This window comes from Candidatus Poribacteria bacterium (genome assembly GCA_026706025.1).
Lineage (GTDB): Bacteria > Poribacteria > WGA-4E > WGA-4E > WGA-3G > WGA-3G.
This window is the reverse complement of record JAPOZO010000019.1, coordinates 1-8,892: the sequence shown is the minus strand read 5'-3', so window position 1 is coordinate 8,892 and position 8,892 is coordinate 1. Positions and strand designations below refer to the sequence as shown.

Sequence of the window (8,892 nt, the reverse complement as noted above, 5' to 3'; positions counted from 1 at the left end):
TGATCTTGAGTCTATCTGCTGCATTATCATCCAAAGGAACATAAGCAGAAATACCGTTCTCAAACTCAATAGCAAAACGTGCCAATAGCTGTCCAGTTTCAGGATCAACAGTACTGCGCTCTACTACGCTGCCTTGTACACTCACTTGACACATCTGTCTAACGAGTGCTTCCTCCTGCCATTCAAAAGATTTTATGACCGTTCGGATCCGCTTGACAGCATCGGCATGTGGTATATCGGCAATTTCTATTGCATGCTGTAAAGCTTTGGCAAAGTTTCCTAAGGCACTCCCCTGCCAGCGGATACTCCACTCCTCCAACAGTTTTTCTGGCATCTTGCATTCAAAGAATAACTTATGCGCTTGTATTCTGCCGATGATGCCAAGTCTCTCTGTCTCGTCCACCTGCTTAAAAATTTTTTCAACCAACTCCGCGTATTGTGGATTGAAAAACAGTTCGGGAATAGCCAATATCTGTGCTTTAGTGTGTTGCAATGCTGCCGGTTGTGATAAATATCCGCATCTTTGGCACTCGGTATAGACTGGACAGTGTGGGCAGATACTCTCACTCGGATTTCCTCCCTTTTTCTCAAGTGCCTCACATCGCTCCGGATCCTCACAAACATTACCTCGTTGAAACGGAGTTGCCATCCGCACGCCAGCAGGTATTTCTTTTACCTGCTCCCATTGGTGCATCCGAGTCTTCCAGCGTGTGAATGATGATATGTTTCGACTTTGATAGTGCTGCTCTGCTTTTTCGGCTAAGTTGGCAACTGGCACATTTAAACAAGTTGCCCAATCATCAAGGAGATACGACGCTGCTTCGTGGTTTCCGCCGTCTGTTCTGGTAACAAGCCCGAGAATACGAGCAGTTCCATCAAAAATATTTTCTGTTTGGACAGCATTGCTTTCAGATGTTTGATAAGGCTCTTGGGTATATTCAGATTTGTGTAGTACGGCAGGTGGACGTTTAACTGCCAAGGGACTTAACATCCCGTCTCGCACGGCGAGCATTTCATCGGACACAAATATTCCGGGCCCAGGTGCTGGTGGTAGAATGCCAGTATCGTCCCAGACCTCTGTAATTGGCGTGGCTTCCGTGGGGAGTTCGGCAGTCGGTGTAGATGCGCGAACCCAGACGATGTTGTCGCTCTCCCAGAGCAGGACGTATTCATCGTCAACAGGACGACCGAGTTGCCTCCAATGATGGCAACCGTTCTCTTGTCGGACATAAGAAAAATCATGCTGTATAAACGCCTCTTTTGCGAGATCAAGGTTATTTGAACCGAGCGATAGTGGCGCGTTGGCGACAACCTGGTCCTGTTTGATTTTGTAATCCCCGGGTTGGTGGAGTTCAGCGCGAAGGGCATCAATCGGGGCAAGAAGCACCTCCTTGGCAACTACAGGTGGATCTAAGAGATTCCCAAGGAGTATCTCGTAGCGTGCATCCCAGGGCGTATATTCATCTTCTCCGAAAATTTCGAGATAGATGTTTCGCTGATGTGGATTTCCTGGGGTCGGGGTGTGCTTATAGATATACTGCTTCTCGCTCTCAGTATTTGGGTGAAGGTACTCCGGTACTCTGCAAGAAAAGCGCAATCCGCCGGACTTTGAGAGCGTCAACAGCGGGTTTGGTACTGCATTAACAAGTGCATCAACATAGGCAAGAACAGCATCTGGGGCGGCACATAAGGCTTCGTATTTAAAATTGAAGTCGTGCCATCGTGCGCCATCCTGTTCAGACGGGACCCCAGTATATACTTGAATTCCGTACGATACGTGCCACCGCCTTATTCCCCAGTCTTTTGCCCCTTGGCATCTTGAGAACCGTTTACCTCCAAAATTCCGTGGACCGCGATCGTTATCAGGGCCGCGCCCGTTCGGCATAAATGAGATGTTCGCCTGTTCTAAATCAGCGAGTAGCACAGGGCACCTCTGTGCACAATAGACTGTGATTTGGTAGGGATAACTGCCTGTATTGTACAACGAAGGCATTACCACTGTCTTCCGTTGTCGTAACGGCTTCTCGTGCCGTTCATGGCAACGTTCAATAATATTTTTTAAATTCATAAGAAAAAATACAGATATTAAAACCTGGGGCTCTGCCAGATTCCAGACCTCCCGTTCAATATAACATAATATAATATAGCACAACAAAATTAATAATATATATTAACACAAATTTTTTATTCAGTCAAATTTTTAAGCTAAGACAAGTCAACAATAATAAGGTTTTTTGGATGTAACCACAACAGGACATAATTGTTAAATTATTAAAAAAATATAACAAATTGGCTTGATATTACTTTCGGTGATTTAACTATAAGTTATATCACAAAGAGAGTATGACTGCAATTTTCGGCTTGACAACTATCGAAAAATTTGCTAAAATGGTTTGTTCGATATGGCGGGGAATGTTTGGGAATGGTGCGCGGATTGGTACAGCGTAACTCACTATACCGAAGCGGCAGATGTAGAGCAGCTACGCCGGAACCCAAAGGGACCCGACACCGGTGAGCGACGCGTTCTGTGCGGTAGAATATACACTCCGCAATGCCGAACGCGTGAGTGATTTTCCAGACAGTAGTCTGAATGTCGTCGGTTTTCGATGTGCGATGGATGCGCCATAGAGGTGTTTGTTAGTAGTTTTTGATGAATAGTTCTTTCCCTCTTGCGGCACTTTCCTTCCGATAATTATTCATTCCATATTGCAGTGTCCATTCCTGAAGCTCAGCAAAATTGAAGAGTTCCCTGATAACAGGCGAGTCGTCGTAGGTAATCAGCCATTTGTGTGGACACTTCTTCATATTTTCGGCGAATCGTGCATGATCAAACGTGGCATGCAGCTCACCTCTCACTCCATATAGTTTCGACTCAGTTGCTTTCCAATAGGGCGGGTCCAGGAAGATAAATACATCGTCACCGTCTTGGAAAAGCGCGTCGGTGTAATCTCCATTTGTAATTTTGACTCTGGAAAGATAAGGTGAGATGTTTTTGACGCGTTCAATCGACGACTCCGTGAAACGTTTCTCGTAAGCGGCCTGTGAATACCCCCCAGAATCCACGACACCGGAAAAAGTAATGCGATTGAGGACGAAGAAACGCACTGCGCGTTGAAACTCACAGAGCATGTCTCGATTTTGATTTAGTTGATCTTTTGCCTGTGTTAGTTCTTCAAACAAGGTGCGCCCGTTTGTAGTAGTCGCGTGCGTATCTGTTAAGGCTTCAACCAAATTTGGGGCATTGTCTCTTGTCTGTTTCCAGAAGCAGTAGAGGTCGTAGTTGAGGTCATTAATCCAGTAGGATTTGATACGATTTTGAAAGAGGCTACGGATTGCAAAAAAAACAGAACCGCCGCCGACAAAAGGTTCCCGAAATTCGGATATATTTACTGGAATAAGCGGCAGAATCTGTTTTAGTGCTCTGGATTTACCACCTGGGTATCGTAATGGGCTTTTCGCTAATTTACGCATGGTGACCGATTATCCATATTTCTAACCTGCTACTTAAAGTATAACATGCTTCGCTTTAATTTTCTAATACTCATCTTCTCATTATCCTAATTTTCTGCTTGACTTCTGGCTGGACATCTCTTAAAATGGGCATAGCCAAACTTGAATAGAGAGGAAGATAAAACTATGCCACAAGATTCAAATCAACCGAATGTCATTGTCTTTTTCACTGACCAGCAGCGATGGGATACGTCCGGCTTGCACGGGAATCCGCTTGACCTGACCCCCAACTTCGACCGTATGGCACAGCGCGGCACACATGTCCATCGTTCCTTTACGTGTCAGCCTGTCTGTGGTCCTGCGCGCTCATGCCTCCAAACGGGGTTATATGCGACTCGGACGGGATGCTTCCGAAACGGTATTCCATTGTCTCCGAACCTCAAGACGCTTGCACACCATTTTGGCGAGGCAGGCTACGCCACCGGATACATCGGTAAGTGGCACCTCTATAGTGGTGGTACGGGACCGGGACCTGTGCCAGCGGAGCACCGCGGTGGGTATGACTACTGGTTAGCATCCAATGTTCTTGAGTTCACCTCCGATGCGTATCAGACAACACTTTACGATAACGACAACAACCCCGTTGATCTCCCCGGCTATCGTGTGGACGCGCTCACCGATGCAGTAATACGCTACGTTGACCGGCATAAGACCGATCCATTTTACCTCTTTACGTCATACATTGAGCCGCACCACCAAAACCACTTGGACGATTATCCGCCGCCGGATGGGTATCGGGAGCGGTATACGGGGAAATGGATACCACCGGATCTCGCCGCGCTTGGTGGCTCGACACACCAGCATTTAGGTGGTTATTACGGTATGGTGAAAAGGTTGGACGAAGCACTCGGGAGACTTTTAGATGCGCTCAAGAGCCTCCATTTGCTTGATAACACGATTATTCTTTTTACCTCTGACCATGGGTGCCATTTCAAAACCCGTAATGGTGAATATAAACGTTCATGTCATGAAAGTTCTATCCGTGTGCCGACTGCGTTCCATGGCGGCGATTTCATTGGTGGTGGACAACTCCAAGAACTCGTCAGTCTCGTTGATCTTCCACCGACGCTCCTCGATGCAGCAGGTTTGGAAGTGCCAACTGAGATGCAAGGTAAATCTATCATGCCGTTGGTACGCGGCGAAACGGATGGCTGGCCAGAAGAGGTCTTCGTCCAAATTAGCGAGGCACAGGTCGGACGTGCTATTCGGACGCAACGTTGGAAATACGGTGTTGATGCCCCAAATAAGAGCGGTGGCAAAGATGCAGGATCAGACCGGTATGTGGAGCAATACCTCTACGACCTGCAGGCAGACCCGTACGAATTGAAGAATCTCGTCGGGTTGCGATCGCATGAACCTGTTACAGAAGTGATGAGAGAACGTCTTATTCGGCGGATGCTGGAGGTAGGTGAAGAGGCACCAACGATTGAGCAAGCACCAACACAAAGGGGCGGACAACGCAGTGTTTCGGAGGCAGAAGCAAGAAACTAAATGGTTTGCTTACCTTGCTTATTTGCTCACCCTGCTTAATTAGGACTTACACAAATTGAACGGAGAATCGGTATATTTTCCTGAAAACGCTTCACAGTGAGTGTATTTCGTTGTATTTAAAACCCCCTAAATCCCCCTTATCAGGGGGACTTTAAGAGGGAATGCGCAAGTCCTATTAATTTAAAAATATGTTTAGTTAGCTCGGAAACCCGTTTTCGACAACGGAAAAAACCGAGCAGAAAGGCCCATAATTAAAAAAATGAAGATTACAGATGTCAAAACCTTGGTCATGGGGACCAGTTGGCGGAACTTAACCTTCGTCAAAGTCGAAACCGATGAAGGGTTGACCGGTGTCAGTGAGGTGCGAATGAATAACCGCACCGATGCGCTTGTTGCTTATATTGATGGTGCGAAGAAGCGGCATGTCATTGGCAGCGATCCATTTAATACAGAAGATCTCTATCAGAGACTCTTTCGAGATGACTACGGTCGCGCTGGTGAAATCGTGGCAACCGGCATCAGCGTTATTGAAATCGCGTGCTGGGATATTATCGGCAAGGCGTTGAATCAACCGGTCTACCGGTTACTCGGTGGTGCCTGTCGCGATCAGATTAAGGCATACGCCAACGGTTGGTATCGCGTGGAACGCTCCACTGACGAATTTCATGCTGCAGCGAAAAGGGTGCTTGAAAAAGGTTACCGAGCGCTGAAGTTTGATCCGTTCGGTGCAGGCTACTATGAACTTTCTTACGAAGAAAAGTTGAAGTCTGTTGGACTCGTTGAAGCGGTGCGTGACGCTGTCGGGCCCGATGTCGAAATTCTTGTTGAGATGCACGGTAGATTTAGCCCGTATACAGCGATAGAAATTGCTGCGGAATTGGAACAGTTCCAACCGAGTTGGGTCGAGGAGCCTGTGCCGCCTGATAATATTGCAGCCCTCGCAAAAGCGGCTGACAAAATCAACCTGCCCGTTGCTACGGGTGAGCGACTTCACAATAAGTATGAGTACCGTGAGTTGATTAACCTACAAGCAGCGGATATACTGCAACCGGATATTACGCAGACAGGAGGCTTCTTAGAAACTAAGAAAATCGCAGCGATGGGGGACATGTGCTATATGACTGTTGCCCCGCATAACGTCGGGGGCCCTGTCTCCACAGCGACCGCTTTGCACTTCGCTGCTTGCACCACAAACTTCAAGATTCAGGAGCATTTCAATGATTTTTCTGAGGCGTGGGTTAAAGAGGCAGCGACGGGATGCCCCGAAGTGATTGATGGTTACTTTAGTCTGCCTGATGGACCTGGACTCGGTATGGAACTAAATGAGGAACTTATCGCCGAACACCCTTATCGCGAAGGTTCATTCAACCTCTGGGAAGATGACTGGCACAAACGCGAGTATTAATAGGAGCATATTCAGAAACAGATGAGTTTTCATTATAAAAACGGGTATCTCTACTGCGAAAAGTTGAGAGTTAAAGACATTCAAGAAGAGGTGCCCTACAGCCCATTTTATCTCTACAGTCTGGCACAGTTAGAGGCGAACTATGCCGCATATCAGAAAGCACTTGAGGGGATGGACTCAATTATCGGTTACGCGATTAAGGCGAATAACAACCTCACGCTACTCAAACGTCTCAGCGCACTCGGTAGTGGTGCAGTCCTCGTCAGCGGAAACGAATTGCGGATGTCGCTTGCGGCGGGATTCGATTTGAGACGGACAATTCTAAACGGCAACGGTAAGACGCTGGAGGAACTTAGTCTCGCCGTTGAACACGGTGTGCTGATTAACATTGACAGCGAATTTGATTTGGCACACATCCAGCAGACAGCAAAGGAACTCAATAAAGCTGCCAATGTGCTTATCCGCATCAATCCGGATGTGGATCCAGAGGTGCATCCGTATGTCTCCACTGGTATGAAAAACTCCAAATTTGGCATTCGTAATGAACGGCTTGATTGGTTTTTAGACGAAATTCGTAAAGATGATTTACTAAATTTAGTCGGTGTTCATTGCCATCTGGGTTCAACGATTAAGAAGGTGCGGATCTTCCGAGATGCGACTGAAATTATGCTTGCCTTTATGCGTGCTATTCAAACGGAAGGTTTCTCTTTACGCTATCTGAACATTGGCGGTGGTTTAGGCATAGACTACGAACGGACAGGTGAGGAGATTCCGACACCCTCCGACCTCATCGATTCCATCCGTGACCTACTATCTGAGGACATCACACTTATTATCGAACCGGGTCGTTCCCTTGTCGGTAATGCCTCTGTTTTTGTGAATCGCGTCACTGGTGTGAAGACCAACGGTAACAAGCATTTCATCGTCACCGACGGTAGCATGTCAGAACTCATCCGTCCAAGTCTCTACGATACCTACCAACATATCCAGTTTATTGAACCGATTGATGGGGCAGTTGAAACGTACGATGTCGTCGGTCCCGTTTGTGAATCCGCAGATTTCTTGGGCAAAGCACGCTCACTCCCGACCCCTCATGAGGGTGCTGGACTTGTTGTTTGCGACGCGGGTGCTTACTGCCACGCGATGAGTTCTAACTACAACATGAAGATGCGTCCCCCGGAATATCTCGTTGATGGTGATAACTTTACCTGCATTCGTCGTGTTGAGACATTAGACGATTATCTGCGGTTATTTGAACTATAACATCCATTATAAGATTGTGATAGCCCTTGAACCCGACAATCACAATGCCCATTTCGGGCGTGGTAGAGCATATTATCATCTCGGTTATACTATTTTGGCGAAATCAGATTGGGAAAATGCTTTAAAACTCGCGAAAGAAGCGAACCATGTGGCCGCAAAAACTTATGAAGGGGCTCTGCACGAACTCAAGGAAAAACGACGATGAGGTCCAAAGCGTATCGTATAGTCCGGATGGAAACTATCGCAAGTGGCAGTTATGATGGCACCGTGCTGTTATGTGGCCATGGCTGAGATGGCCGAGAGTTGAATTTTAAGTCCCACGGCAAGAAATTTGTTACATTTTAGTCGTGAGTAGTTGATGATTTTGGACTTGCGAAAATGTCAGTTAATCCGTTACAATAGGATATGGATCAAGAGATAACAACCCCAAGAAACGTTCAGTGGATTGGTGATTCACAAGAAAGGTTACAGGCTTTTCCGGAGTCGGTGCGTAAGGATATTGGACACGCCTTGTATCGTGTGCAGATAGGCGAGACTCCGCCGTCGGCAAAACCGATGAAAGGTATAGAATCTGGGGTGTTTGAACTTGTTGATACCTACGCTACGGATACTTATCGAGTCGTTTACACGGTTAAGATTGGCCGAAGCATGTATGTACTGCACTGTTTTCAAAAGAAATCAAAACGTGGAATTAGGACCCCAAAGAAGGATACTGACTTGATTAAACGAAGATTAAGACGAACTAAGGAGATGGAGAAAGAATTATGAGCAGTAACATTAAGGTTGAAGAAGGCAGCGGGAATATCTTCAAGGATTTGGGTTTTTCTGATGAGGTCTCGGAGAAAGAACTCCTAAAAGCGCAGTTGGGAGCTGAGATTTTCCGCATTCTGAAGGAACGTAAGTTAACTCAGATAGAAGCGGCGAAACTACTTGGCATTAAACAGGCTGAAGTTTCTCGCCTTAAAGCCGCTAAACTTTCTGACTACAGTGTTGAGCGATTAATGAGGTTTCTTAATCAGTTGAATCGCGATATTGAGATTCGGATTATTCCTTCAGAAGATAGAGAAGGACAGCAGCGGGTGATTGCTGTTTAGTTCAAGATATGCTTCAATCATAACCTAAGTTGCCACCTATGTAGTACAAACTTTCAATTTGTGTCATAAGGGCACAAACTACCTATGTTTTGTCCAATAGGACCAACATTTCATATTGTTGGAAAAGTG

At 46.5% G+C, this 8,892-nt stretch carries 8 protein-coding genes; 6 read left to right on the top strand and 2 right to left on the bottom strand.

Going from position 1 to position 8,892, the window contains the following annotated elements:
• Positions 1 to 1,993 (bottom strand): hypothetical protein (locus OXH00_03890; protein ID MCY3740143.1); only part of this gene is annotated, 1,993 nt, incomplete at its 3' end.
• Between the two features lie 644 nt (positions 1,994 to 2,637).
• On the bottom strand, positions 2,638 to 3,471 hold the full coding sequence (locus tag OXH00_03885) for a DNA adenine methylase (protein ID MCY3740142.1): 834 nt from the start codon (positions 3,469 to 3,471) through the stop codon (positions 2,638 to 2,640).
• 165 nt (positions 3,472 to 3,636) lie between these two features.
• Between OXH00_03885 and OXH00_03880 the strand changes: the two genes are divergently transcribed.
• The 6 genes from OXH00_03880 (at position 3,637) to OXH00_03855 (ending at position 8,763) form a co-directional block, all read left to right on the top strand.
• A complete protein-coding gene (locus tag OXH00_03880) occupies positions 3,637 to 5,001 on the top strand; it encodes a sulfatase-like hydrolase/transferase (protein MCY3740141.1) in 1,365 nt (454 codons plus the stop codon).
• Positions 5,002 to 5,260: 259 nt separating this feature from the next.
• The gene (locus tag OXH00_03875; GenBank protein ID MCY3740140.1) at positions 5,261 to 6,406 is read left to right on the top strand and encodes a mandelate racemase/muconate lactonizing enzyme family protein; all 1,146 of its coding nucleotides are present in this window, start codon (positions 5,261 to 5,263) and stop codon (positions 6,404 to 6,406) included.
• Positions 6,407 to 6,427: 21 nt separating this feature from the next.
• Positions 6,428 to 7,669 carry a diaminopimelate decarboxylase gene (gene lysA / locus OXH00_03870; GenBank protein ID MCY3740139.1) on the top strand — a complete coding sequence of 414 codons (1,242 nt, stop codon included), beginning with the start codon at positions 6,428 to 6,430 and terminating at the stop codon, positions 7,667 to 7,669.
• Positions 7,659 to 7,874, top strand: coding sequence for a hypothetical protein (locus OXH00_03865; GenBank protein MCY3740138.1), 216 nt, complete (start codon positions 7,659 to 7,661; stop codon positions 7,872 to 7,874). The genes lysA and OXH00_03865 overlap by 11 nt, the downstream gene beginning before the upstream one ends.
• 200 nt (positions 7,875 to 8,074) lie before the next feature.
• The gene (locus tag OXH00_03860; GenBank protein ID MCY3740137.1) at positions 8,075 to 8,437 is read left to right on the top strand and encodes a type II toxin-antitoxin system RelE/ParE family toxin; all 363 of its coding nucleotides are present in this window, start codon (positions 8,075 to 8,077) and stop codon (positions 8,435 to 8,437) included.
• Complete coding sequence (locus OXH00_03855) at positions 8,434 to 8,763, top strand: helix-turn-helix transcriptional regulator (GenBank protein MCY3740136.1); 330 nt, start codon at positions 8,434 to 8,436, stop codon at positions 8,761 to 8,763. Before OXH00_03860 ends, OXH00_03855 begins: the two co-directional genes overlap by 4 nt.
• Positions 8,764 to 8,892 lie beyond the last annotated feature (129 nt).

Excerpts from the sequence above, each read along its gene's own strand:
- OXH00_03880 (MCY3740141.1), top strand. The coding sequence starts at position 3,637 with ATGCCACAAGATTCAAATCAACCGAATGTCATTGTCTTTTTCACTGAC.
- OXH00_03860 (MCY3740137.1), top strand. The coding sequence starts at position 8,075 with ATGGATCAAGAGATAACAACCCCAAGAAACGTTCAGTGGATTGGTGAT.
- OXH00_03885 (MCY3740142.1), bottom strand. The coding sequence starts at position 3,471 with ATGCGTAAATTAGCGAAAAGCCCATTACGATACCCAGGTGGTAAATCC.
- lysA (MCY3740139.1), top strand. The coding sequence starts at position 6,428 with ATGAGTTTTCATTATAAAAACGGGTATCTCTACTGCGAAAAGTTGAGA.
- OXH00_03875 (MCY3740140.1), top strand. The coding sequence starts at position 5,261 with ATGAAGATTACAGATGTCAAAACCTTGGTCATGGGGACCAGTTGGCGG.
- OXH00_03855 (MCY3740136.1), top strand. The coding sequence starts at position 8,434 with ATGAGCAGTAACATTAAGGTTGAAGAAGGCAGCGGGAATATCTTCAAG.